This is a genomic window from Allorhizobium sp. NPDC080224, from assembly GCF_050281005.1.
Classification (GTDB): Bacteria; Pseudomonadota; Alphaproteobacteria; order Rhizobiales; family Rhizobiaceae; genus Allorhizobium.
Window position 1 is genome coordinate 36,305 of record NZ_JBNNWJ010000001.1, and the last position, 24,582, is coordinate 60,886.

Annotated in this window: 23 protein-coding genes and 1 riboswitch; of the genes, 14 read left to right on the top strand and 9 right to left on the bottom strand. The window is 60.9% G+C overall.

Going from position 1 to position 24,582, the window contains the following annotated elements; all coding sequences use genetic code 11:
• Positions 1–3: 3 nt before the first annotated feature.
• From ACQKP1_RS00150 to ACQKP1_RS00165, 4 genes are all read right to left on the bottom strand, one after another.
• Positions 4–828 (bottom strand): carbohydrate ABC transporter permease, encoded by an 825-nt coding sequence (locus tag ACQKP1_RS00150; RefSeq protein ID WP_427273751.1) that lies wholly within the window; start codon positions 826–828, stop codon positions 4–6.
• 10 nt (positions 829–838) lie between these two features.
• Positions 839–1,711 carry a carbohydrate ABC transporter permease gene (locus ACQKP1_RS00155; protein WP_203018939.1) on the bottom strand — a complete coding sequence of 291 codons (873 nt, stop codon included), beginning with the start codon at positions 1,709–1,711 and terminating at the stop codon, positions 839–841.
• A 144-nt stretch (positions 1,712–1,855) separates the two neighbouring features.
• Entirely contained in the window at positions 1,856–3,169 is a 1,314-nt protein-coding gene (locus ACQKP1_RS00160; protein WP_427273752.1) for an ABC transporter substrate-binding protein, read from the bottom strand.
• A 147-nt stretch (positions 3,170–3,316) separates the two neighbouring features.
• Positions 3,317–4,270 carry a sugar-binding transcriptional regulator gene (locus ACQKP1_RS00165; protein ID WP_427273753.1) on the bottom strand — a complete coding sequence of 318 codons (954 nt, stop codon included), beginning with the start codon at positions 4,268–4,270 and terminating at the stop codon, positions 3,317–3,319.
• A 139-nt stretch (positions 4,271–4,409) separates the two neighbouring features.
• Between ACQKP1_RS00165 and ACQKP1_RS00170 the strand changes: the two genes are divergently transcribed.
• The 14 genes from ACQKP1_RS00170 (at position 4,410) to glpK (ending at position 20,075) form a co-directional block, all read left to right on the top strand.
• The gene (locus ACQKP1_RS00170; RefSeq protein WP_427273754.1) at positions 4,410–4,955 is read left to right on the top strand and encodes a DUF4142 domain-containing protein; all 546 of its coding nucleotides are present in this window, start codon (positions 4,410–4,412) and stop codon (positions 4,953–4,955) included.
• A gap of 391 nt (positions 4,956–5,346) precedes the next feature.
• On the top strand, positions 5,347–6,633 hold the full coding sequence (locus ACQKP1_RS00175) for an NAD(P)/FAD-dependent oxidoreductase (RefSeq protein WP_427273755.1): 1,287 nt from the start codon (positions 5,347–5,349) through the stop codon (positions 6,631–6,633).
• A 123-nt stretch (positions 6,634–6,756) separates the two neighbouring features.
• A riboswitch (cobalamin riboswitch) is annotated at positions 6,757–6,987 on the top strand.
• A gap of 202 nt (positions 6,988–7,189) precedes the next feature.
• Positions 7,190–7,984 carry an ABC transporter ATP-binding protein gene (locus ACQKP1_RS00180; RefSeq protein ID WP_246754038.1) on the top strand — a complete coding sequence of 265 codons (795 nt, stop codon included), beginning with the start codon at positions 7,190–7,192 and terminating at the stop codon, positions 7,982–7,984.
• Positions 7,985–8,004: 20 nt separating this feature from the next.
• Positions 8,005–8,961: an ABC transporter substrate-binding protein gene (locus ACQKP1_RS00185; protein WP_427273756.1), complete on the top strand. Its 957-nt coding sequence runs from the start codon at positions 8,005–8,007 to the stop codon at positions 8,959–8,961.
• A gap of 68 nt (positions 8,962–9,029) precedes the next feature.
• A complete protein-coding gene (locus ACQKP1_RS00190) occupies positions 9,030–10,025 on the top strand; it encodes a FecCD family ABC transporter permease (protein WP_246754040.1) in 996 nt (331 codons plus the stop codon).
• Positions 10,026–10,099: 74 nt separating this feature from the next.
• Positions 10,100–10,888, top strand: a complete 789-nt coding sequence (locus ACQKP1_RS00195) for a DeoR/GlpR family DNA-binding transcription regulator (protein ID WP_006725298.1) — start codon at positions 10,100–10,102, stop codon at positions 10,886–10,888.
• A gap of 91 nt (positions 10,889–10,979) precedes the next feature.
• Positions 10,980–12,491, top strand: a complete 1,512-nt coding sequence (gene glpD, locus ACQKP1_RS00200) for a glycerol-3-phosphate dehydrogenase (protein ID WP_427273757.1) — start codon at positions 10,980–10,982, stop codon at positions 12,489–12,491.
• Between the two features lie 52 nt (positions 12,492–12,543).
• Entirely contained in the window at positions 12,544–13,623 is a 1,080-nt protein-coding gene (locus tag ACQKP1_RS00205) for an ABC transporter ATP-binding protein (protein ID WP_427273758.1), read from the top strand.
• Positions 13,624–13,634: 11 nt separating this feature from the next.
• Positions 13,635–14,705 (top strand): ABC transporter ATP-binding protein, encoded by a 1,071-nt coding sequence (locus ACQKP1_RS00210; protein ID WP_427273759.1) that lies wholly within the window; start codon positions 13,635–13,637, stop codon positions 14,703–14,705.
• A 3-nt stretch (positions 14,706–14,708) separates the two neighbouring features.
• On the top strand, positions 14,709–15,575 hold the full coding sequence (locus ACQKP1_RS00215) for a carbohydrate ABC transporter permease (RefSeq protein WP_006725294.1): 867 nt from the start codon (positions 14,709–14,711) through the stop codon (positions 15,573–15,575).
• A gap of 12 nt (positions 15,576–15,587) precedes the next feature.
• Entirely contained in the window at positions 15,588–16,406 is an 819-nt protein-coding gene (locus ACQKP1_RS00220; RefSeq protein ID WP_203018948.1) for a carbohydrate ABC transporter permease, read from the top strand.
• Positions 16,407–16,416: 10 nt separating this feature from the next.
• On the top strand, positions 16,417–16,698 hold the full coding sequence (locus ACQKP1_RS00225; RefSeq protein WP_203018949.1) for a DUF2160 domain-containing protein: 282 nt from the start codon (positions 16,417–16,419) through the stop codon (positions 16,696–16,698).
• An 83-nt stretch (positions 16,699–16,781) separates the two neighbouring features.
• A complete protein-coding gene (locus ACQKP1_RS00230; protein ID WP_203018951.1) occupies positions 16,782–18,500 on the top strand; it encodes an ABC transporter substrate-binding protein in 1,719 nt (572 codons plus the stop codon).
• Positions 18,501–18,581: 81 nt separating this feature from the next.
• Positions 18,582–20,075 carry a glycerol kinase GlpK gene (gene glpK / locus ACQKP1_RS00235; RefSeq protein WP_427273760.1) on the top strand — a complete coding sequence of 498 codons (1,494 nt, stop codon included), beginning with the start codon at positions 18,582–18,584 and terminating at the stop codon, positions 20,073–20,075.
• Positions 20,076–20,093: 18 nt separating this feature from the next.
• Here glpK and ACQKP1_RS00240 read toward each other — a convergent pair whose 3' ends face one another.
• Genes ACQKP1_RS00240 through ACQKP1_RS00260 form a run of 5 tightly spaced genes read right to left on the bottom strand, consistent with a single transcriptional unit; the run spans position 20,094 to position 24,447 of the window.
• Entirely contained in the window at positions 20,094–21,707 is a 1,614-nt protein-coding gene (locus ACQKP1_RS00240; protein WP_427273761.1) for a cisplatin damage response ATP-dependent DNA ligase, read from the bottom strand.
• A gap of 1 nt (position 21,708) precedes the next feature.
• Positions 21,709–22,722, bottom strand: a complete 1,014-nt coding sequence (locus ACQKP1_RS00245; protein ID WP_427273762.1) for a ligase-associated DNA damage response exonuclease — start codon at positions 22,720–22,722, stop codon at positions 21,709–21,711.
• A 39-nt stretch (positions 22,723–22,761) separates the two neighbouring features.
• Positions 22,762–23,163 carry a DUF2177 family protein gene (locus ACQKP1_RS00250; RefSeq protein ID WP_054149362.1) on the bottom strand — a complete coding sequence of 134 codons (402 nt, stop codon included), beginning with the start codon at positions 23,161–23,163 and terminating at the stop codon, positions 22,762–22,764.
• A 40-nt stretch (positions 23,164–23,203) separates the two neighbouring features.
• Positions 23,204–23,881: a ChrR family anti-sigma-E factor gene (locus tag ACQKP1_RS00255; RefSeq protein ID WP_427273763.1), complete on the bottom strand. Its 678-nt coding sequence runs from the start codon at positions 23,879–23,881 to the stop codon at positions 23,204–23,206.
• Entirely contained in the window at positions 23,878–24,447 is a 570-nt protein-coding gene (locus tag ACQKP1_RS00260; protein ID WP_006725285.1) for a sigma-70 family RNA polymerase sigma factor, read from the bottom strand. Before ACQKP1_RS00260 ends, ACQKP1_RS00255 begins: the two co-directional genes overlap by 4 nt.
• Positions 24,448–24,582: the final 135 nt, after the last annotated feature.

Here is a 24,582-nt window from a genome sequence, read left to right on the forward strand (position 1 = left end):
TCCTTACTTGACGGCGCCGAAGGTGAGGCCGCGCACGAGTTGTTTCTGGCTGAACCAGCCGAGGATCACGATCGGCGCGATCGCCATCGTCGAGGCCGCCGAAAGCTTCGCCCAGAACAACCCCTGCGGACTGGAGAAGGAGGCGATGAAAGCGGTCAGCGGCGCTGCATTGGTGGTAGTGAGGCGGATCGTCCAGAAGGCTTCGTTCCAGGCGAGAATGATATTGAGGAGAAGCGTCGAGGCGATGCCCGGCAGGGCCATGGGCGTGAGCACATAGACGATCTCGTTGAACAGCGACGCGCCGTCCATCCGCGCAGCTTCAAGGATCTCGCCCGGGATCTCGCGGAAATAGGTGTAGAGCATCCAGATGACGATCGGCAGGTTGATCAGCGTCAGCATGATCGTGAGGCCAATCCGGGTATCGAGCAGACCGAAGTCGCGGAACAGCAGGTAGATCGGAACGAGCACGGCGACGGCAGGCATCATCTTGGTGGAGAGCATCCACATCAGGATGTCCTTGGTCCGTTTGGTCGGCGAGAACGCCATGGCCCAGGCGGCCGGGATGCCGACGAAAAGTGCCAGGATCGTCGAGCCCACAGACAGGATGACCGAGTTCATGAACGGTTTCATGTAGTCGCGCTGCGTCTGGACCGTCACGTAGTTCTCGAGGGTGAAGGTCGGGATCAGGTCGAAGCCCTGAATCGCTTCCGTTTCCGTCTTCACGCTGGTGATCAGCGTGTAGAGGATCGGGAAGAAGATCACGAAGGCAATAGTCCAGGCAAGCGCCGTAAAGATGATCTTGCGCCGGGTTGTGACGTTGCGAGCCATGGCCTTGTCCTTACCGGTCGAGGTTCTTGCCAACGGCGCGCATCAGGAAGATGGCGACGATATTGGCGAGAATGATTGCGATGATGCCGCCTGCCGAAGCGCCGCCGACGTCGTAGCCGAGGAGGGCTGTTCGGTAGATCAGGAAGACGAGATTGGTCGAGGCATAGCCCGGGCCGCCATTGGTGGTGACCAGGATCTCCGCATAGACCCCGAGCAGGAAGATGGTCTGGATCAGGATGACCACGGTAATTGCACGGGAAAGATGCGGAAGCGTCAGATAGATGAACTGGTTGATGAAGTTCGCCCCGTCCATCTCGGCGGCTTCCTTCTGCTCGACATCCAGTGACTGCAACGCGGTGAGCAGGATGAGCGTCGCAAACGGCAGCCACTGCCAGGCGACGATGATGATGATCGACAAAAGCGGATATTGCGCAAACCAGTCGACGGGCCTCAAGCCGAGCGCCCGGTTGATGTCGGCCAAAACGCCATAGCCCGGGTGCATGATCATGTTTTTCCAGATCAATGCAGCGACCGGCGGCATGACGAAGAAGGGCGAGATAATGAGTATGCGTACAATTCCCTGGCCGAAGATCGGCTGGTCGAGCAGCAGCGCCAGCAGCGTGCCGCCGAAAATTGTGATGAACAGCACGCCACCGACGATCAGCATCGTGTTCCAGATCGACTGGAAGAAGGCCGGATCCGTGTAGAAATAGCGGTAGTTGAACAGGCCGGCGAAGCTGACATTGGCAGGATTGAGCAGATTGTAGTTCTGGAACGAGAACCACAGAGTCATCGACAGTGGCACGATCATCCAGATCAGCAGGAGCCCGACAGACGGCGCCATCATCAGACGGGCCAGGGTGCGTGTGTTTTGAGTAGCCATGATGAAGCTCGCCCTGATGGCCATGTCGGAAACGAGGTCCGCAGGCCCGTTGGAGGCTGGGTGACGACGACCGGCATTGGCCGCAAACGGTCGAAGCCTGTCCTGCCCGGATCGCAATCCGGGCAGGTGGTTCGGGAGGGTGGATTACTTGATGTAGCCGCCGCGGGTCATTTCACGCTCGGTCAGGCTCTGGGCCTGGGCCAGTGCGTCATCAACCGACATCTGGCCTGCAAGCGCTGCCGAGAAGAGCTGACCGACGGAGGTGCCGAGGCTCTGGAACTCGGGGATCGCCACGAACTGCACGCCGACATAGGGCACCGGCTTGACCGTCGGGGCCTTCGGGTCGGCCGCGTTGATCGAGTGGATCGTCATTTTCGCAAACGGCGCTGCCTTCTGGTATTCCGGGTTCTCATAGAGAGAGGTCCGCGTGCCCGGAGGAACATTGGCCCAGCCTTCCTTGGATGCGACGAGCTCGGCATAGGCCTTGCTGGTTGCCCAGGAGATAAACTTCTCGGCCGATTCCGCCTTCTGCGAGCCAGCCGGGATCGCGAGGTTCCAGGCCCAGAGCCAGTTGCCGCGCTTGCCGAGACCGGTGTCAGGCGCGAGCGCGAAACCGACCTTGTCGGCAACCGTCGAGTCGGTCGGATTGGTGACGAAGGAGGCAGCAACCGTGGCGTCGATCCACATGCCGCACTTGCCCTGCTGGAACAGTGCCAGGTTTTCGTTGAAGCCGTTGGAAGACGCACCCTGCGGGCCGGCGTCATTCATCAGCGTGACGTAGAAGTCGAGCGTGTTCTTCCATTCCGGCTGGTCGAACTGGGGCTTCCAGTTTTCGTCGAACCAGCGGGCGCCGAAGGCATTGGAGGTGGCCGTCAGGAAGGCCATGTTTTCGCCCCAGCCGGCCTTGCCGCGCAGGCAGATGCCGTTGATGTCGTTGGCACGGTCGGTCATCTTGCGGGCGGCATCCGCGACGAACTCCCAGGTCGGAGCGTCGGGCATGGTAAGCCCTGCCTTCTCCATCAGGTCCTTGCGGTACATGATGAAGGAGGACTCGCCGTAGAACGGCGCGGCATACAGCTTGCCGTCTTCGCCGGTCAGACCCGAACGGATCGCCGGCAGCAGATCGTCGACATCATAGTCCGCGCCGAGGTTTTCGAGCGGCAGCAGCCAGCCCTGCTTGGACCAGATCGGAACTTCATAGGTGCCGATCGTCATGATGTCGTACTGGCCGCCCTTGGTGGCGATATCAGTCGTCACGCGTTCGCGCAGGACGTTTTCCTCGAGCGTCACCCATTCGACCTGGATATCCGGGTTAGCGGTGGTGAATTCCGAGGTCAGGCCCTGCATGCGGATCATGTCGCCGTTGTTGACGGTCGCGATCGTGAGGGTTTCAGCCGAGGCCATGCCGGCAAGTGCCAGCGCTGAGCAGGCGCCCAGCAAAATCGTCTTCAATGTCATGTCTTCCTCCCAGAAGAAAAATGAGCATTCGCTTTGCTCATGGGCAATTACTCAATCGCAGAGCAAAAAATGTCAATCCGCATTTCATGCTGCGCTGCCGCATGAAATGACTAAACGCCTGTTCTGAAATTGAAATTTTATAGAAGTCTAGCTCGCCAGAAGATGGCGCGCAGCGTCTTCATCCGTGATCAGGCCATTGATATGCCCGCCCCGGACGGCAGCCAGGATGGCCGGATGCTTGCGCCGACCCCGTGCGAGACCGATTACGGTCGAGGTTTCCCGGGAAGGTATTTGCAGGCTGGCGACCCGCTCATTGACCGGATGGCTCAGCAACTTTCCGTCGTCCCCAAAGATCCAGCCGCAGATCTCTCCAACCGCGCCGGCCTGCAGGAGACCTTCCATCTCGTCGGCGTTCAAAAAGCCATCGACGAGAAGCGGAGCACGCATGTTCATCTCGCCGATGCCGACAAAGGTGACGTCCGACCGCTGCGCGAGCGCGATTGTCGGCGCCACCAGAGGCTGGTCGTGGAGCAACTGCCGCTCGGCGGGCGACGAGACGATAACCGGCAGCGGCATAGGGAAGTGCGGTGCCTTGACCGCATCGGCCATGGAGAAGATGACGTTGAAATAGGCTGCCGATCCGTCAGGGCTGATATTGCCCGTGAGCGAGACGATCTTGTGCTGCGGACATTCCATCGGAGACAGCTGATCGATCATCGAGCGCAGCGTTCGACCCGTTCCCATCGCAATGACCAGCGGCTCGGACTGCTTCAGCCAGCGCTCCAGCTGAGCTGCGCCGGCTTCCGCAACTCCCACTGTCGCGGACTCGGATCCCGGATCGGTGGGAACGATCTCCACCGCCTTCAGGTCGAACTTGTGCTTCACGGCTTCGGCAAGCTCCAGACATGCCGCGATGGGATGATCGAGCCGCACCTTGATCAGCTTTTCCGCGACCGACAGGGAAACGAGGCGCTGGGCGCTCTGCCGGGATATGCCCATGGCAGCCGCGATCTCGTCCTGGGTTTTGCCGGCGACATAGTAGAGCCATCCGGCCCGCGCCGCGTCGTCCAGTCTCGTCTGCCCCTCGCCACGCCGTGCCATGCAGTCTCCTCTCCGTCTGGAACACTGCTGCCAATTTTGCCCTCTCCTGTCAAATCCGGGTTCTGCGCTCGTCCCTCTATTGGAACGGTTCGAGGGCTGACGGGTTGAACCAACAACCCGTTATTCAAGGAGAACCATCATGATACGCGCCATTTCGCTCGCAGCCGCAACTGCCCTCTGCCTTGGCGCCACGGCGATAGCCCAGCAGACAGCGCCAATCCAGCAATTGCCGACCCCAGAGGCTTCGGCCGAAACCAAGGCATTGGGTCCGGCTGAGTTCGTAAAGCAGGCTGCCGCGACCAATGAGTTCGAAATACTGTCTGCAGAACTTGCTCTGAAGCGTAGCGAGGACGAGCAGGTAACGGCTTTCGCCCGTACCATGCTGGACGACTACAAGCGTGCGCAGGGACAGTTGACCGACGCCGCCGAGGCCGATTCAATCGCGATGGTCATGGAACTGTCGATGGAACAGAAGCAAACGCTCACCGCGCTGGAACAGGCACAGCAGAGCCAGTTCGACGCGGCCTATATGTCCTCCCAGATGAAGGCTCATGATCAGGCGATCAGGCTGCTGGGCGCCTATGCCGATCATGGACCGGCCGGAAGCCTGAAAACCTACGCGATTGCCAATTACCCGCTCGTCCGGATGCACAAGGTGAGAGCGCAATCACAAACCAATCCTTGAAGGTCTTTGGCGCAGCAACAACGAAGACAACAAGGATATCCCTCGGTACGGTATGCAACAGTAAGCCGGGACTCACGAAAAAGAACCCCGCCGAAGCGGGGTTCAGGTAGGCGCCCTTGGGGCGGCCGGGGGAGGTTCGGGGGAGGGAACAATGATCTCTCTCATGAACCGGTAAGGCGAAGCTTTGTTCCAACGCTGGAACAAAGAAATATTTGCCCTGCAATTCTCGTGACCAGCTGTTTCGCCTGAGCGCCGCATGGACTGGGAGACGAAGTGTTCCTTCCATCGACCGACTGCCCTTGACCAACCGTCCCGCCTCCGAGCCGTTCCCCCGGAACATTTCTTGACGCCTTCCGGTTGTCCCGGAACAATGCGAGCAGACAGTGAGGTGATGATGGAAGAACTATCCAATGTCGGGAGCCGGCCACGCGTCGTGATCGTCGGCGCAGGTTTCGGAGGTCTCGCCTGCGCAAAGGCTCTGGCCGATACCGAGGTCGATGTGACGGTGATCGACCGGCGCAATCACAATCTGTTTCAACCATTGCTCTATCAGGTCGCAACCGCGGCGCTTTCGCCTGCGGATATCTCGGAGCCGATTCGCCGCACATTGGGACGGTCGGATAACATTCATGTGCTGATGGGAGAGGTGGTGTCGATCGATCCGACCGCCCGGACGGTCTCCCTCGCCGATGGGGCGGCAATTCCCTACGATCGCCTCGTCCTCGCGACGGGCTCGAAATACAACTATTTCGGCAATGAGGACTGGCAGAAACATGCGCCGGGGCTGAAATCGATCCACGAAGCCCGGCAGATCCGTCACCGCCTCCTCCTCGCCTTCGAACAGGCCGAGCGAAGCCAGGACGAGGCAGAGCAACGCCGCCTCTTGACCAGCGTGGTCATCGGTGGCGGCCCGACAGGGGTCGAGATGGCCGGCGCCATTGCAGAACTCGGCCGCTTTATGATCGAGCGCGATTTCCGCAGTCTGCGGCCGGAGCAACATCATGTCGTTCTGGTCGAGGCCGGGCCGCGCATTTTGGCAACTTTCCCCGAGAACCTCTCGGATTACGCGGCCGACTATCTCCGGAACATCGGCGTGGATATCAGGCTGAACACACCCGTCGAAGACGTGACCGCCGAGGGCGTGCAGGTGAAGGACGGATTCCTGCCGGCGAGCTGCATCGTCTGGGGAGCCGGCGTGAAGGCATCACCGGCCGCTCACTGGCTTGGCATCTCGCCGGGCCCGGGCGGGCGCCTACCTGTGGCGCGGGACCTGTCGGTGGATGGCTTAGACGGGGTCTACGCCATCGGCGATACCGCGCTGGCTTTGGACGAGGATGGCGAAGCATTGCCCGCCCTCGCTCAGGTGGCCAAACAGCAGGGCACTTTCCTCGGCAAAGCGCTCAAGGCCAGCCTCCTAAAGGGCGCGGCAGTGCCGAACTTCCGCTTCCGCAACCGCGGCAATACGGCGGTCATCGGCAGAAACGCAGCCATCTTCGATTTTGGCACCTGGCAGCTCAAAGGCCGCTTTGCCTGGCTGCTCTGGGCGATCGTCCATGTCTATCTGCTGGTCAATTTCGAGAAACGCCTGCTTGTCAGCGTTCAGTGGATCTGGCGCTACACCACTCGACAGAGAGGCGCGCGCCTGATCGACGAAAACTTCATCGCCCCTGACAAATAGCGGCTTTCATTGACGAGCTGAGGGTAGACGCTGTTTCACAGTAGACAACCCAATCTGAGATCTATAGACGTTACGATATTACATAACCTAAAAGATCGAGGCTTGACCGCCAGGGGCTACAGGTCCTATGCAAGCAGTGACGGTTCCCCGCCGGATGACTCCGAGGGGATTAATAGGGAACACGGTGAGGACGACCCAATAGGGACCAAGACCGTGGCTGCCCCCGCAACTGTAAGCGGATTGCTGTCCATTCTCGCGGCGTGAAAGCGCCGGGCCACTGCGGGTCACCGTGGGAAGGCAAATGGAGAGCGCATATCCGTGAGCCAGGAGACCTGCCGTCAAGTGAAGAGAACGAAGCGGACGGGGTGTTCCGATGGATACGAACTGGCTTTTGCGCCGCGCCTCCTGGCGCGCCGACCACATGCCATTTTGCCTCCGGAGAAATCCTGCGGAGGAACGGCATGCATTACCTTCCAGATCATGACGCGCAGGGACGGGCGATCGGCCTTGGCCATGGCGTAACGCTCGGCGTTTCGTCGTTCGATGAGGTCCGCCCATGAGCTGTACCAGCAAGGGCTGCCCGATCCGGGTCACCGATATCGGTTGGGGGCCGAAGTCATCCCAGTTTTTGGTCCGAGGCGTTTCCTTCTCCCTCGATGCCGGCGACCGGCTGGCAATCGTCGGGCCGAACGGGGCTGGCAAGACCACGCTTCTGCGCTGCCTCTATCGCGGTGTTAGCCCGCTGGAGGGGCGCGTCGAGGTCGACGGTCAGGATATCTGGCAGATGAGTGCCCGCCAGCTTGCCCGTCGGGTGGCGGTCGTTCTGCAGGAAATGCCCGGCGACTTCCCGTTCACCGTCCGCGACGTGGTGATGATGGGGCGCGTTCCCTGGCGCGAAGGCCTTGCGGGCTGGAGCGAAGAAGACCGAGCCGAAGCAGAGCACGCGCTCGACCATCTCGATCTGCTGCGGCTGGCGAACCGGCAGTTTTCGACCTTGTCGGGAGGTGAGAAGCAGCGTGTCCTGGTGGCACGTGCGCTGGCGCAGAAGCCTGAAATCCTCATACTCGACGAGCCGACCAACCATCTGGATATCCGCCACCAGCTCGAGATCCTCGATCTGCTCGGCGCTTTGAACCTGACGATCATCACGACCCTGCACGACATTAACCTCGCCGCCGAGTTTGCAACGCATATTGCCCTGATGCATGGCGGCCGGATGAATGCGTTCGGCCCACCGGAAGCTGTTTTGACCGAACAGGCCCTGTCCGGAACCTTCGGTGTCCTCGCCGCCCGTCAACAGGCGGAGGGCGCTCGATCCCATCGTTTTTCCTTTTCCCTTGCCTTGACCTGATTTTGAAAGGATCCGCCCATATGGCTTCCCGTCTTCTATTGTCTGCTACGCTCTTTGCCTCGGTCTTCGCCGCCTCCTCGGCCTTCGCCTATCCTGTCACGGTCAAGAGCTGCGATCGCGAGGTCACGTTCGATGCCCCTCCGGCACGTGCGATCTCCAATGACGTCAACCTGACCGAGATGATGCTGGCCCTGAAACTGCAGGACCGCATGGTCGGTTACACCGGGATCTCCGGTTGGAAGACGCTGGATGAGGGGCTGCGGGAAGGTGTGAAGGAGTTGCCGGAGCTTTCGCCGAAATACCCGACGAAGGAAGTGCTGCTGAACGCCGATGCCGATTTCTACTTCGCCGGCTGGAACTACGGCATGAAGGTTGGCGGCGAGGTGACGCCCGAAACGCTCGAGCCCTTCAAGATCAAGGTCTACGAGCTGACGGAGTCCTGCATCCATATCATGGCGAAGAACAAGCCGACGATGGACGACATGTTCGTCGACCTGCTGAACCTCGGCAAGATCTTTGGCGTCGAGGACCGCGCCGAGGCCCTGGTTGCTGGCTACCGCAAGCAACTGGACGACATCACCACCCGCATCGGCGGCATCGAAAAGCCGGTCCGCGTCTTTGTCTATGATTCCGGCACCGAGAAGCCCTTCACCTCGGGTCGCTTCGGCATTCCGACCGCAATGATCGAAGCCGCAGGCGGCGTGAACATCATGGAAGACGTCGAAAAGAGCTGGACGGAAGTGTCCTGGGAGCCGGTCATCGAGCGCAATCCGGAAGTCGTCGTCATCGTCAACTACGGCGATGTCACGGCCGAACAGAAGATCGCTTTCATGAAGGAAAACCCGGCCTTCAAGAATCTCGATGCCGTCAAGCAGGATCGCTTCGTGGTGCTGGAATATGTTGAGGCAACACCGGGGCCGCGCAATGTCCAGGCAATCGAGCGGCTCGCAAACACCTTCCATCCGCGCAACATGTAATCCGCAAGGCGGGACCGCGAACCGGTCCCGCCCGGCACAAAATTCGAGGCAGAATGATGCACGGTCGCATGTTTCTCTGGATGGGTCTGGCTATCGTGCTGCTGGCCCTCTGCCTCACCGCTGGCGTGTCCCTGGGTTCGGCTCCCATTCCGGTCAGCACTGTCTGGTCGATCGTGGCCAGCAAACTCGCACCCGGTACATTTGAAGTGACATGGTCGCCCGGTCGCGAGAGCATCGTGTGGGACGTTCGCTTCCCGCGCGTCATCCTGGCTGGCCTCGTGGGTGCCGGCCTCGCAACGGTGGGGGCTGTCCTGCAAGCGGTGACGCGCAATCCACTGGCCGATCCGCATCTGCTCGGCGTCTCCTCCGGCGGTGCCCTCGGTGCGATAATCGCGCTTCTCCATACCGGTCTGATCTTCGGCCTGGTCACGGTGCCGCTCTTTGCCTTCGTGGGTTCCCTGATGGCGACGCTCGCGGTCGTCACTGTTACGCGCTTCACCGGCGCAGGTGCCGATCGCCTCGTATTGACCGGTGTGGCCATCGCTTTCGTGGCGACCTCGCTTGGCAATCTCGCGATCTTCCTCGGAGATCCACGCGCCGCTCATACGGTGGTCTTCTGGATGCTGGGAGGGCTTGGCCTCGCCCAATGGTCGCATCTTCTCTATCCGGTGGCGGTGCTTTCAGTTTGCCTCGTCTTCCTTGTCGTTCGCGCCCGGGAAATCAACGCCATGGCCATGGGCGACGAAACGGCAGCAACGCTTGGTATTCCCGTCGCCCGATTCCGCGCGGAGCTCTTTGTGATCACCGCGCTGCTGACAGGTGTGATGGTCGCCTTTTCGGGTGCCATCGGCTTTGTGGGCCTTCTGGTTCCGCATTTCGTCCGCCTGACCGCCGGCAGCGACAATATCAGGGTCATTCCCCTTTCGGCATTGGCCGGCGCCGTCATCCTCATTCTGGCCGATATCGTGTCGCGCACGATCATGGCGCCTGAGGATGTCCCGATCGGGGTAATTACCGGGCTTGTGGGCGGGCTTGCTTTCATTCTTCTCCTGCGACGGCGATAGTTGGAGCCTGCCTATTGCCCCTGTTTCGTTTTTGCCTAGACTGAAGAAAAAACGAAATAAGGGGAGGGGGCGGCATGATGTTCTCCGCGAGACAGGCCGAGATCATGACTCTGGCCAAGGAGCAGGGCCGCGTTCTGGTGGACGAGCTCGCCGCGCGCTTCGCAGTCACACCGCAAACGATTCGCAAGGACCTCAACGACCTGTGCGACGCACGCGCCCTCAACCGTATCCACGGCGGTGCCGTCTTTCCGAGCGGAAACGAAAACGTCAAATACGAAGCACGCCGTTCGATGGCGGCCGGCGAAAAGCAGGCGATCGGCCGCGCTGCAGCCAACCTGATCCCGGACAATTCCTCCCTCTTCATCAACATCGGCACCACGACGGAAGCTGTGGGCGAAGCGCTTGTTGACCACAGGGAATTGATGGTCATCACCAACAACATCAACGTTGCCAATCGCTTGCGCGTCTATCCCTCGATCGAGGTGGTCATCGCCGGCGGTGTGGTGCGTGGTTCTGACGGCGGGATCGTCGGCGAGGCAGCCGTGGATTTCATCCGTCAGTTCAAGGTGGATTTCGCTGTTATCGGCGTCTCCGCGATCGATGAGGATGGTGCACTGCTCGATTTCGATTTTCGCGAAGTGAAAGTCGCCCAGGCCATCATCGCGAATGCCCGGCATGTGATCCTTGTTTCCGACGCTTCGAAATTCGAGCGCACCGCGCCGGTCCGTATCGGACATATCTCGCAGGTTCAGACCTTTATCACCGATCACTGTCCTTCGAGCAGCATCCGCGACATCTGCGCCGAGCGCGATGTCAGGATCATCGAAACGGCGCCGGTCGACCGCGATGTAGCCGCGGAATAACTTTCGTTTGACATTCGTTTAAATTTCGAAAAAGATAATCCTACTTTCGCAATAGCAGCAAATGCTGCAGGTGCGAACATACGGAGGAACGATGTCGGGGCAGCCAATTTACGATCTGTTTGTGATCGGCGGCGGGATCAACGGGACTGGGATCGCGCGCGACGCGGCCGGCCGTGGTTACTCGGTCGCCTTGGCTGAAATGAACGATTTCGCCTCCGGTACGTCGTCGGGCGCAACCAAGCTCATCCACGGCGGCCTTCGTTATCTGGAGCACTACGAATTTCGCCTGGTGCGCGAAGCGCTGATGGAGCGCGAAGTCCTCTGGGCCATGGCCCCGCATGTCATCTGGCCTCTGCGATTTGTCCTGCCCTTCCAGAAGGGCGGCATCCGTCCGGCCTGGCTCATTCGCCTCGGCCTTTTCCTTTACGACAATCTCGGTGGCCGAAAGCTGCTTCCGCCGACCAAGACGCTCGATCTGCGCCGTGATCCGGCCGGAAAGCCTTTGAAGCCGGTCTTCTCCAAGGCCTTTGAATATTCGGATGGCTGGGTCGATGACGCGCGCATGGTGGTTCTCAATGCCCGCGATGCACAGATCCGCGGCGCAACGATCCTGAGCCGCAACCGCGTTGTCTCCGCTCATCGCGAAGATGGCCATTGGGTCGTCACGACGAAGTCGCAGCGCGACGGCTCGACAGTCATCCACAAGGCCCGCATGCTGGTCAACGCGGCCGGCCCCTGGGTCGACCAGGTGCTTGCTGGAGCCTTCGGCCGCAACAATGTTCACAATGTGCGCCTTGTGCAGGGCAGCCATATCGTGGTGCGCAAGAAGTTCACCGACCCGCGCGCCTACTTCTTCCAGAACCCCGACAACCGGATCATTTTCGCCATCCCATACGAGGGTGAGTTCACCCTGATCGGCACGACGGATCGGGACTTCACCGAAGATCCCAAGGACGTCCGGATCAGCCCCGAGGAAGTGAACTACCTCTGCGGTGCCGCGAGCGAGTATTTCCAGGAACCGATCCGCCCCGAGGATATCGTCTGGAGCTATTCCGCCGTCCGGCCGCTTTTCGACGACGGTGCATCAAAGGCCCAGGAAGCGACCCGCGACTACGTGCTCAAGATCGAAGGGACGAGTGAAGAGGCCCCGTTGCTCAACGTCTTCGGCGGCAAGCTGACGACCTATCGCCGTCTGGCCGAACATGCGCTTGAAAAAATCGGTGAAGTGATTGGTGAGAAGGGAGCGCCTTGGACGGCGGGCAGTCGCCTGCCTGGCGGCGACTTCGCCGCGACGGCATTTGAACCAACGGTCGCCGATCTCATGAAGGCCTATCCCTTCCTGGAGCGTGGACACGCCGAGCGTTTGATCCGCTGCTACGGAACGGATACGAAATCGATTCTGGGCAAGGCCCGGTCGGCAGCAGATCTCGGTCGCCACTTTGGCGGCACGCTATACGAGGCGGAGGTTCGCTGGCTGGTCGAAATGGAATGGGCGGTTACGGCCGAAGACGTGCTGTGGCGCCGAACGAAACAGGGTCTGTTCCTGACGCCGGAGGAGGCGAAGGGGCTGGATGCCTATTTGGGAATGCTGGCGGCGGCCTGATCGCCCATCTCACGGATAAAAGACCGACGGTTTGGAGGAGGCCCGAGGACATATGTTGGAACTGCGTAAAGTCTCGAAGATGGCGGGCGGTGGATATCATATCCATCCAACCGACCTGACGTTGCAGCGGGGTACGCTGAACGTCCTGCTCGGGCCCACTCTTTCGGGCAAGACGTCCCTGATGCGCCTGATGGCAGGCCTCGACAAGCCGACCTCCGGTACCGTGCATTTCGACGGGCAGGACGTCACCGGCGTGCCGGTCCAGAAGCGCAATGTCGCGATGGTCTACCAGCAGTTCATCAACTACCCGGCACTGACCGTCTACGAAAACATCGCCTCGCCGATGCGGGTTGCCGGCAAGGATGCGGCCACCATCGATCGCGAGGTCCGCAAGGCGGCCGACCTCTTGCGCCTGACGCCCTATCTCGATCGCACCCCGCTGAACCTGTCCGGTGGACAGCAGCAGCGCACGGCGCTCGCTCGCGCTATCGTCAAGAATGCGACCCTTGTCCTGCTCGACGAGCCGCTTGCCAACCTCGACTACAAGCTGCGCGAGGAACTGCGCGAAGAACTCCCGAAGATCTTCGCCGAATCCGGCGCAATTTTCGTCTACGCGACAACCGAACCCTCGGAAGCTCTGCTGCTCGGCGGCAATACCGCGACGCTGTCCGAAGGCCGGATCACCCAGTTTGGTCGGACGATCGACGTCTATCGCCGCCCGCTGGATCTCCTGACCGCCAAAACCTTCGCCGATCCGCCGCTCAACACCATCGCGCTCGTCAAGCGGGGCGCAAGTTTCGAGCTGAACGGTCAGCCCGTTCTGACGGTGCCGGCTCATCTGGCCACGATCGCAGACGGTCCGGTCACGGTCGCCTTCCACCCGCATCACCTGTCGCTCGCCGCACTGCCGGGCGCCACACCCATGCGCTCGCGGACGCTGGTCTCCGAAATCGCAGGCTCCGAAAGCTTCATCCACGTCGAATACGGCACCGCCCGCTGGGTGTGCCTGGCCCATGGCATCCACGACATCGATCCCGATCGCGACATCGATGTCTTCATCGACACCCGTCACCTGATGGCGTTCGGCGCCGATGGCGGAGCGCTCGGCGCCCCCGCCGAACTGGCTGCGTGAGGAGGAACGTCATGGCTCGCATCAACCTCGATCATATCCGCCACGCCTACTCCCCCGCAGCCCGCGCGGCCGGCGATTACGCCCTGAAAGAAGTCCATCACGAATGGGACGATGGCGGCGCCTATGCGCTGCTTGGGCCCTCGGGCTGCGGCAAAACCACCCTGCTCAACATCATCTCGGGCCTACTGCACCCGTCCGACGGCCGCATCGAGTTCGACGGCGTCGACGTCACCAACCTGCCGACGGCCGCCCGCAACATTGCCCAGGTCTTCCAGTTCCCGGTCGTCTACGACACGATGACCGTCTACGACAATCTGGCCTTTCCACTGCGCAACCGCCATGTCCCGGAAGATCAGGTGAACAAGCGGGTCAACGAGATCCTCGACATGATCGACCTGCAGCCCATGGCCCGCAAGCAGGCGCAGGGCCTGACGGCAGACCAGAAGCAGAAGATCTCGCTCGGTCGCGGCCTCGTCCGCTCCGACGTCAATGCGATCCTCTTCGACGAGCCGCTGACCGTGATCGATCCGCATATGAAGTGGGTCTTGCGTTCGCAGCTCAAGCGCCTGCACCGCCAGTCCGGTTTCACCATGGTCTATGTCACCCATGACCAGACCGAAGCGCTCACCTTCGCCGACAAGGTCGTGGTCATGTATGACGGCCAGATCGTGCAGATCGGGACGCCCGCCGAACTCTTCGAGCGTCCCAGCCACACCTTCGTCGGCTATTTCATCGGCTCCCCGGGCATGAATGTCATGCCGGCCAAGGTGAGCGGCGCAACCGCCGTGATCGGCGACCAGACGATCAACCTGCCGGGCGCCCCGAAGCTTTCGGGCCAGAGCAAGATCGAGCTCGGTGTCCGCCCCGAATTCATCCGCCTCGGGCGGGAAGGCATGCCGGTCTCTATCGCCAAGGTCGAGGACATCGGTCGACAGAAGATCGTGCGCGCCCGCTTTGCCGACCAGTCGCTGTCCGTTGTCGTGCCCGAAGATGCAGACATTCCCGCCGATCCCCGCATCACATTCGTCCCCGAAGGTCTCGGCATCTTTGCCGATTCCTGGCGCGTAGGCATGGAGGGCTGATCGATGGAAAAAACCTGGAACAACAAGGCTTGGTTCATGGTCGTCCCGGTCCTGGTGCTGGTGGCCTTTTCGGCCGTCATCCCGCTGATGACCGTCGTCAACTATTCCGTCCAGGATACCTTCGGTAACAACCAGTTCTTCTGGGCCGGCACCGACTGGTTTGCCGACATCCTGTCGTCCGACCGTTTCTGGAACGCACTCGGCCGCAACCTGATCTTCTCCATGATCATTCTGGCGATCCAGGTGCCACTTGGCATCTTCATCGCGCTCAACATGCCGAAAACGGGATTGGGGGTTCCTGTCTGCCTCGTTCTGATGGCCTTGCCACTGCTCATTCCGTGGAACGTCGTCGGCACCATCTGGCAGGTCTTCGGTCGCGTCGACATCGGTCTTCTCGGCTATTCGCTCAACGCGCTCGGCTTCGACTACAATTACACGCAGAACCCGATGCATGCCTGGGTCACCATCATCGTGATGGATGTCTGGCACTGGACGAGCCTTGTCGTGCTGCTCTGCTATGCCGGTCTCGTCTCCATCCCGGATGCCTATTACCAGGCCGCAAAGATTGACGGCGCATCGCGCTGGTCCGTGTTCCGCTTCATCCAGCTGCCGAAGATGAAGCGCGTGCTTCTGATCGCAGTCCTTCTGCGCTTCATGGATAGCTTCATGATTTACACCGAGCCTTTCGTCCTGACTGGCGGCGGTCCGGGCAACTCGACCACCTTTCTGTCGATCGACCTCGTCAAGATGGCGGTTGGCCAGTTCGACCTTGGCCCAGCGGCGGCAATGTCGATCATCTACTTCCTGATCATCCTGGCGCTGTCCTGGGTTTTCTACACCGTCATGACCAACAGTGACGCGAAGGGCTGAGGGGAGATACCGATGAAAAGCACTGACAACCGCACCAATCTCGGCTTTCTGGTCCCAACGATCTACATCATCTTTCTGCTGCTGCCGATCTACTGGCTCGTCAACATGAGCTTCAAGACGAATGCGGAGATCACTGGCGCCTTCTCGCTCTGGCCCGTCAACCCGACACTTGCCAACTATGCGGTGATCTTCACCGATCCCTCGTGGTACAAGGGCTATATCAACTCGATCATCTATGTGTGCATGAACACCGTGATCGCGGTTGCCGTTGCCCTGCCGGCAGCCTACGCCTTCTCGCGCTACAGGTTCCTCGGTGACAAGCATCTGTTCTTTTGGCTGCTGACCAACCGCATGGCACCGCCAGCCGTCTTTGCGCTACCCTTCTTCCAGCTCTATTCCGCCTTCGGCCTGATCGACACGCATATCGCGGTCGCGATCGCGCACTGCCTGTTCAACGTGCCGCTCGCCGTCTGGATCCTCGAAGGCTTCATGTCGGGCGTGCCGAAGGAGATCGACGAGACGGCCTATATCGACGGCTATTCCTTCCCGAAGTTCTTCGTGAAGATCTTCATGCCGCTGATTGCGTCCGGCATCGGTGTCGCTGCCTTCTTCTGCTTCATGTTCTCCTGGGTCGAACTGCTGATCGCCCGCACGCTGACCACGACGGATGCCAAGCCGATCGCTGCCATCATGACGCGTACGGTCTCGGCCTCGGGCATGGACTGGGGCGTGCTCGCAGCCGCCGGCGTGCTGACGATCATACCCGGGGCGCTCGTCATCTATTTCGTCCGCAACTATATCGCCAAGGGCTTTGCCCTGGGCCGCGTCTGAGGAGGTTCCGATGGACTTTACATGGATGGCCTGGACGATGCCGACGACGATTTTCTTCGTCGTGATCTTTAGCCTGATTCTGTCGATGGCGGTCTGGGAGTATCTGTCCCCGGGCGGCAATCCGCGGACCGGCATCCTGCGCTTCGAAACCACCCGTGGCGACCGTCTTTTCGTGTCGCTGCTCGGGTCGGCTTTTATCAATCTCGCTTGGCTCGGTCTTGTTGGACCGAACCTGTGGTGGGCTCTTGCTCTCTCCGTAGTCTACGCCATCGGCGTTTTCCGCTACGTCTAGAGCAGACAAGACGGGGTGGCGGCGGGAGGTCGCCATTCTCGAGACTGCAAACCGAATGCAATCGCAACCTTAGGGAGGACATAATGCGAAAGCACCTTTTGACGACGACGGCCGCCATGCTTCTGGCTATGACGGGCGCAGCCTTCGCCGACATGGAAGCGGCGAAGAAGTTCCTGGACGCCGAAGTCGGCGACATGTCGGCACTCGACCGTGCCGGCCAGGAAGCCGAAATGCAGTGGTTCATCGATGCCGCGAAGCCGTTCGCCGGCATGGAGATCAAGGTCGTTTCTGAGACCATCACCACGCATGAATATGAATCGAAGGTCCTCGCTCCGGCCTTCACCGCCATCACCGGCATCAAGATCACCCATGACCTGATCGGTGAAGGTGACGTCGTCGAAAAGCTGCAGACGCAGATGCAGTCGGGCGAAAACATTTATGACGCCTACATCAACGACTCTGACCTGATCGGCACCCACTGGCGTTATCAGCAGGTTCGCAACCTGACCGACTGGATGGCGAACGAAGGCAAGGACGTCACCAGCCCGACCCTCGACATTGAAGACTTCATCGGCAAGTCCTTCACGACCGCTCCGGATGGCAAGCTCTACCAGCTGCCGACCCAGCAGTTCGCCAACCTCTACTTCTTCCGCTACGACTGGTTCAACGACGAGAAGAACAAGGCCGACTTCAAGGAAAAATACGGCTACGACCTCGGGGTTCCGGTCAACTGGTCGGCTTATGAAGACATCGCCGAATTCTTCACCGGTCGCGAAATCGACGGCAAGAAGGTCTTCGGCCATATGGACTACGGCAAGAAGGACCCGTCGCTCGGCTGGCGCTTCACCGATGCCTGGCTCTCCATGGCCGGCAACGGCGACAAGGGCATCCCGAACGGCCTTCCGGTCGACGAATGGGGCATCAAGGTCGACGAAAACTCCCGCCCGGTCGGCTCCTGCGTCGCCCGCGGCGGTGACACCAACGGTCCGGCCTCCGTCTACGCCATCGAGAAATATCTCGAATGGATGAAGAAGTATGCCCCTCCGGCTGCTCAGGGCATGACCTTCTCGGAATCCGGTCCGGTACCGTCTCAGGGTGAAATCGCCCAGCAGATGTTCACCTACACCGCCTTCACCGCCGACTTCGTCAAGGAAGGCCTGCCGGTCGTTAACGAGGACGGCACGCCGAAGTGGCGCTTCGCTCCGAGCCCGCATGGCGTCTACTGGAAGGACGGCATGAAGCTCGGCTATCAGGACGCCGGTTCCTGGACGCTGATGAAGTCCACCCCGGAAGATCGTGCCAAGGCCGCCTGGCTCTACGCACAGTTCGTCACCTCGAAGACCATCGACGTGAAGAAGAGCCATGTCGGTCTCACCTTCATCCGTCAGTCGACCCTGGATCACGCCTCCTTCACAGAGCGCGCTCCGAAGCTTGGCGGTCTGGTCGAATTCTACCGCTCGCCGGCTCGTCTGCAGTGGTCGCCGACCGGCACCAACGTTCCTGACTATCCGAAGCTGGCTCAGCTCTGGTGGCAGGCGATCGGTGACGCTTCTTCGGGCGCCAAGACTGCCCAGGAAGCCATGGACTCGCTCTGCGCCGAGCAGGAAAAGGTGCTCGAGCGTCTCGAACGCGCTGGCGTCCAGGGCGATATCGGTCCGAAGCTCGCCGAGGAAAAGACCCTCGAAGAGTGGAATGCCGATGCTGTTGCCAAGGGCAATATCGCCCCGCAGCTGAAGATCGAGAACGAAAAAGAACAGCCGATGACGGTCAACTACGACGAGCTCGTCAAGAGCTGGCAGTAAGAACCGGCGATCGCCGCTGAATTGACAATTGCCGGGGCGCCAACTACGCCCCGGCTTCTTCACTTAAGGAGTTTCGCCGTAATGAGCGGTTACATTCTGGCCATCGACCAAGGAACGACCTCGACGCGCTCGATGATCTTCGATCACGAGATGCATATCGTCGGCGTCGCCCAGCAGGAGTTCACCCAGCATTTCCCGGATTCCGGCTGGGTCGAGCATGATGCGGACGAGATCTGGCAGACTGTGCTTGCCACCATCGAAAAGGCGGTTGCCACCGCCAAGATCAAGATCGGCGATGTGACCGCGATCGGCATCACCAACCAGCGCGAAACCGTCGTCGTCTGGGACCGAGAGACCGGTCAGCCGGTACACCGTGCGATTGTCTGGCAGGACCGCCGCACGGCTCGCTTCTGCGACGAACTCAAGCACAAGGGCCTCGAGCCGCTCTTCACCGAAAAGACCGGTTTGCTGCTGGATCCCTATTTCTCCGGCACCAAGCTCTCCTGGCTCTTGAAGAATACCGACGGTCTGAAGGCCCGCGCCGAGAAAGGCGAGATCTGCTTCGGCACGGTCGATAGCTGGCTTATCTACAAGTTGACCGGCGGCAAGGTTCACGCGACCGACGCGACGAATGCCTCGCGCACCCTGATCTATGACATCGGCGAAAACCGTTTTGACGACGAACTCCTCTCTATTCTGGAAATCCCGCGCGCCATGCTGCCGGAGGTCAAGGACTGCGCCGATGACTTCGGCATTACGGATGCTGCCGTGCTCGGCGCTGAAATCCCGATCCTCGGCGTCGCCGGAGACCAGCAGGCCGCCGTCATCGGCAATGCCTGCTTCGAGCCCGGCATGATGAAGTCCACCTATGGCACAGGCTGCTTTGCGCTGCTGAACACCGGCCGCGATCGTGTCGCCTCGTCGAACCGCTTGCTCACCACCATCGCCTATCGCCTGAATGGCGAGACAACTTACGCCCTTGAAGGCTCGATCTTCATCGCCGGTGCGGCCGTCCAGTGGTTGCGCGACCAGATGGGCTTCGTGAAGGTCGCTTCGGAAACGGATGCGCTGGCCAGCCAGGCCGATCCGCATCAGCGCGTCTATCTCGTGCCGGCCTTCACCGGTCTCGGCGCACCCCATTGGGATGCCGATGCCCGCGGTGCGATCTTTGGACTGACGCGTGGCACGGGTCCAGCCGAATTTGCCCGCGCCGTGCTCGAAAGCGTCGCCTACCAGACCCACGACCTGCTGGAGGCGATGAAGAAAGATTGGAACGGCAGCGCGTCGAAGACGGTGCTCCGCGTCGATGGCGGCATGGTGGCGTCGGACTGGACGATGCAACGCCTCGCCGACATCCTGGCCGCCCCCGTCGATCGTCCTGTCGTGCTGGAAACAACGGTTCTCGGAGCCGCCTGGCTTGCCGGCTCCCGCGCCGGCCTCTGGCCTGACCAGAAGGGCTTTGCCGCGACCTGGAAGCGTGACCGCCGCTTCGAGCCCGGCATGGATGTCAGCGAACGGGAGGCCGCGATTGCCGGCTGGCAGGATAGCGTCTCCCGCTGCCTGACCACGCGCTAGCCCCGGAGACGCTAGCCGTCAGAGCATCGCGACCAGCGTCTCCAGGCGATCGGCATCCTTCGGCAGCTTGTCCTGCCTGAGCCGCGCGATGCGGGGAAACCGCATCGCGATCCCGGATTTATGCCGGGTCGACCGCGCCAGCCCCTCAAAGGCCACCTCGACGACAAAGCCATGCTCGGGTTCTGCCCGAAGACTCCGGACCGGGCCGAAGCGCTCCACCGTATTGTTGCGTACGAAGCGGTCGAGCACTTCGAGTTCCTCATCGGTGAAGCCGAAATAAGCCTTTCCGACGGGCACCAGCACATCCCCTTCGCCGGGGATCGCCGTCCAGACACCGAAGGTGAAGTCGGAATAGTAGCTGGAGCGTTTGCCATGGCCGCGCTGCGCATACATCAGGACGGCATCAGCATTCATCGGGTCGCGTTTCCACTTGAACCACGGCCCCTTGGCGCGTCCGGCCTGATAGCTGCTGTCCAGCCGCTTTAGCATCACCCCTTCGATCACAGGATCGGGTGGCACGGCGCGCAACTGCTCCAGCTCCTCCCAAGTGGAGAAGGGGACAAGCGGCGAGAGATCGAACCGCCGCGGCGGCTGTCGCTCGACCAGCGCGCTCAAACGTTCGCGGCGTGTGAGGAAAGTCTCGGGCCGCACATCGGCTTCGCCATCGAAGAGAATGTCATAGGCGCGGATGAAGACCGGATAATCTTCCAGCATCTTGGCGGTCACCGTCTTGCGATTGAGCCTCTGCTGCAGGTCCGAAAAGGTGCGTGTCGGCGCATTGGTCCGCGACGTCCCGCCGACGAGCAGTTCGCCGTCGATCACGCCCTCGAACTGGGCCGCCTCGACGATATCGGGGAAGGCGCCGGAGATGTCGTCCCCCGAGCGCGAATAGAGCCGGCTCCTGCCTCCGGAGCAGGACAACTGCACCCGGATTCCATCCCATTTCCATTCGGCCGCGAAGTCGTTTGGATCCAGATTCGGCAGATCCCTGTCCTCGATCGGCGTGGACAGCATCACCGAATGGAAGATTGCCGGCGTCGACAGAATAGGCTTCTCGATCCGATCCTCCAGCCACGCAAACAGTTCCGTATATGGCGGCTTCAGCCCGTGCCAGAGGCCCTCGATATCGACGATGTCCTTGTCGCCATAGAGTGCCAGCGCCTGTTTCGTCAGCCGCGCCGAGACCCCGATCCGGAGACCCCCTGTGACGAGCTTGATCAGGGCGAACCGCTCCGACGTATCGAGCCTGTCGAAGAGGTCGCGCATGACAGCGCGCGTCTCGTTGCGCCCCAGACGCTGGAGGCGTTCGACGATCTTTGCCAGGCTTTCGAGATCGGCCTTGACCTCGGCTTCCGGCGCCTGCGTCTCCCAGACCAGCGAGATTGTCTCGGCAAGGTCACCCACATAGTCATAGGAATACTGGAACAGGATCGGGTCCATCCGCTCCAGCACCAATTCCTTCAGCAGCGCCGGCTTCACGCCCTTGATGTCGAGCCCGTCGGTGAGCGCGGCCAGCGCATAGCCGCGATCCGGATCGGGCGTCTGCCGGAAATAGTCGACGAGCAGCGTCAGCTTGCCGTTGCGGCTGGGCGTCAGCACGAGGCGATCAAGGAGGCGGGCAAAGGCCTTCATCTCAGTCTCCCTCGTCTTCGTAGCCGACGAGATGCAGCGGCCGTGCCTTGATACCCTCAAGCTCGCACCACCGCACCAGCGCTTCTTCACGCCCATGGGTAACCCAGACCTCCTGCGGCCCGACCTCGCGGATCGTGTCCAGAAGTTCTGGCCAATCGCAGTGATCGGAAATGACCAGCGGCAGTTCCACGCCGCGCTGTTTCGCCCTCTGCCGCACCATCATCCAGCCGGACGCAAAGATGGCGATGGGATCCTCGAAGCGCCGTGCCCAGCGATCGTTGAAGGCAGAGGGTGGACCGATCACCACGGCGCCCTTGAAAGCGCCGGACTTCTTGTCCTCGGTCGTCGCCGGGCGAAGCTCGCCGAGTTCCACGCCCTGTTCTGTGTAATAGTCGCAGAGCCGGGCCATCGAGCCGTGGATGTAGATCGGCTTGTCGTAACCGCCGCGCCGAATGAGTGAAATCACGCGTTGTGCCTTGCCAAGCGCATAAGCCCCGATCAGGTGGCTGCGTTCCGGAAATTGCTGCAGAGAGGTCAGCAGCTTCTGGATCTCGAGGCGTGGGTCTGGATGGTGGAAGACCGGTAGTCCGAAGGTGGCTTCGGTAATGAAGACATCACAGGGCACCGGCTCGAAACTCGCGCAGGTCGGATCCGCGCCACGCTTGTAGTCGCCTGAGACGACGATGCGTGTGCCCTGCGCTTCGATCTCGATCTGCGCGGAGCCCAGCACATGGCCTGCCGGATGAAAGCGGACGGTAACGCCGTTGACCGATATCGTCTCTCCGAAAGTCGCACTCTGTGATGTGCCGCAAAAGTCCTCGCCGTAGCGTATCGCCATGATGTCGAGGGTTTGCCGTGTGGCGAGAACGTGTGTGTGGCCGGAGCGGGCGTGGTCGGAATGTCCGTGGGTGATCAGCGCCCTATCGACAGGCCGCACCGGATCGACAAAAAAATCACCCAGCGGACAATATAGCCCGCCAGGTGTTGGATGGAGAAGAAGGTCCGGCTTGATCATGCCGAGAACATAGGGCGCCCGAAGACGCCCTTCCAGCACTCACTGCGTAAAGCGCGAAACAGCGAGATAACCTGCAGCACAAGCGGTTGCCGAGAGAAACGCACCCCAGGCCATGTCGACGAGGCTGACCTGCAGCGACCAGCCCTTCAGCGTGGCGAGATTGGTCATGTCGTAGGTGCCGTAGGCAAGCAGTCCAAGGAGCGCCCCGTTGAACAATGCGGTGACGATGCTTCCAGCGGACACGGCCGGCATAACCGCAAAATAGACAAGTCCGACCACGTAGAAGAGATAGAAAATCCCGGCGGCCGCGAAGTTGGGGGTCGCCAGCAGCAGGCTGCCGATATGTTCGCGATAAAAGCCGATCGCAATTCGAGTCAGCCAGAGATAGTCGATGGCGAAGAAAACAACGGCCGTGGAGATGTAGGCGATCACGTAAGGCATTTGTCTTCCCCCTCAGGCCGGGCATCAACCCGGCCTCCCATCAAATTCCAAGAACCGGCTGAACCAGTCGGACAAGCAAACTCTTGAACTTCAGCGGCGCATCGGTGACCGCAAGACAAATGCAATCCTCGTCCGGTGTCGCCACCGGCTGATGCGTCAGCGTCTCGTCGGCTTCCTCGATGTCCCCGCGTTTGAACACGGTCTCACCATCGGTGAAGGCGCCTTTGAGCACCAGCGTCAGTTCGCGACCGCCATGCGAGTGCTCCGGAACCGGCTTGCCCGCCGGAATCTTCAGGAGGCGTACCTGGCTCTCGGTATCCCCCGTTTTGATCGGGATATGATAGGCGCCGCGGCCAAGGGCCTTCCATTTCAGGGCCTCGACGTCACCGCCGAGATAGGAGCGCAGCGGCTCCGGAAGGACCGGAAGATCGGTCGGCGTGGCAACCGGCTTTGCCGCAGCGAGCCGCGCCGTTCCCTGCGACTTGAGCTTCGCCTTGATGGCCGACCAGCTGTCTGTCGCGGCTGCGTCCTCGGCGGTCACCTCGGTCGCCTCGAGCAACTGACCGCCGGTATGCTCCATGAAGGAAAGGCGGTCGCGGCATGAGGGGCATAGCGCCAGATGCGTTGCAACGGCAATGCTCCAGCCTTCGGCCAGGTTTCCTGTCGCGTAATCGAGCAGAAGCTCGTCGCTGATATGGTGTTGAACGTGGAGGGTCATGCCCGCTCCTCCAATGCTGCGCGCAGCTTTGCGAAAGCGAGGCGTATACGCGATTTCACGGTCCCCATCGGCAGTCCGAGTTCGGCTGCAATCGTGCTGTGGGATGCTTCTCTGTAGAATGACATTTTGAGGAGTTCGAGCTGTTCGGGTGGTAGGGTTTCCATGGCGCGCCGAAGGCGATCAGCCTCCTGTTTGCCTTCGAATTCGACATCGGCCGGTGGCACGTCGTCCGGCACGAAGGCCGGATCGGACGGGTCAAAGGTTGGACGCCTCTCGCGGCGGAATGCGTCGATGCGTTGGTTACGGGCGATGGTGAAGATCCAGCTCGATACATTTCCCCTTGTGGGGTCGAACTGCTCGGCCTTGTTCCAGACCGCAAGCATTGTCTCTTGCATCAGCTCTTCGGCCGCCTGCCCGTCACGGGCAAGCTTCGCCATATAGGCACGCACCTTCGGACCATAGAATTTGAAAATCGTCTCGAAGGCTTCGATGTCTCTATCGCGGCCGACGGCGGCCAAAAGCTGCGAGAAGTTACGCTGGTCCAGTTCTTCCACCGACTCGGTCATCGAAACGCTTTTTTTCCCTCGTTTGAGCGACGCAACGACCTTTTGCCGTGCACTTCGCCCGGGGTCATTGTGGCACGCATCTGCCGAGATGTGTATCGCGTTCATCATGCAGCGGTCTACGCCGCGGTTCTCGGC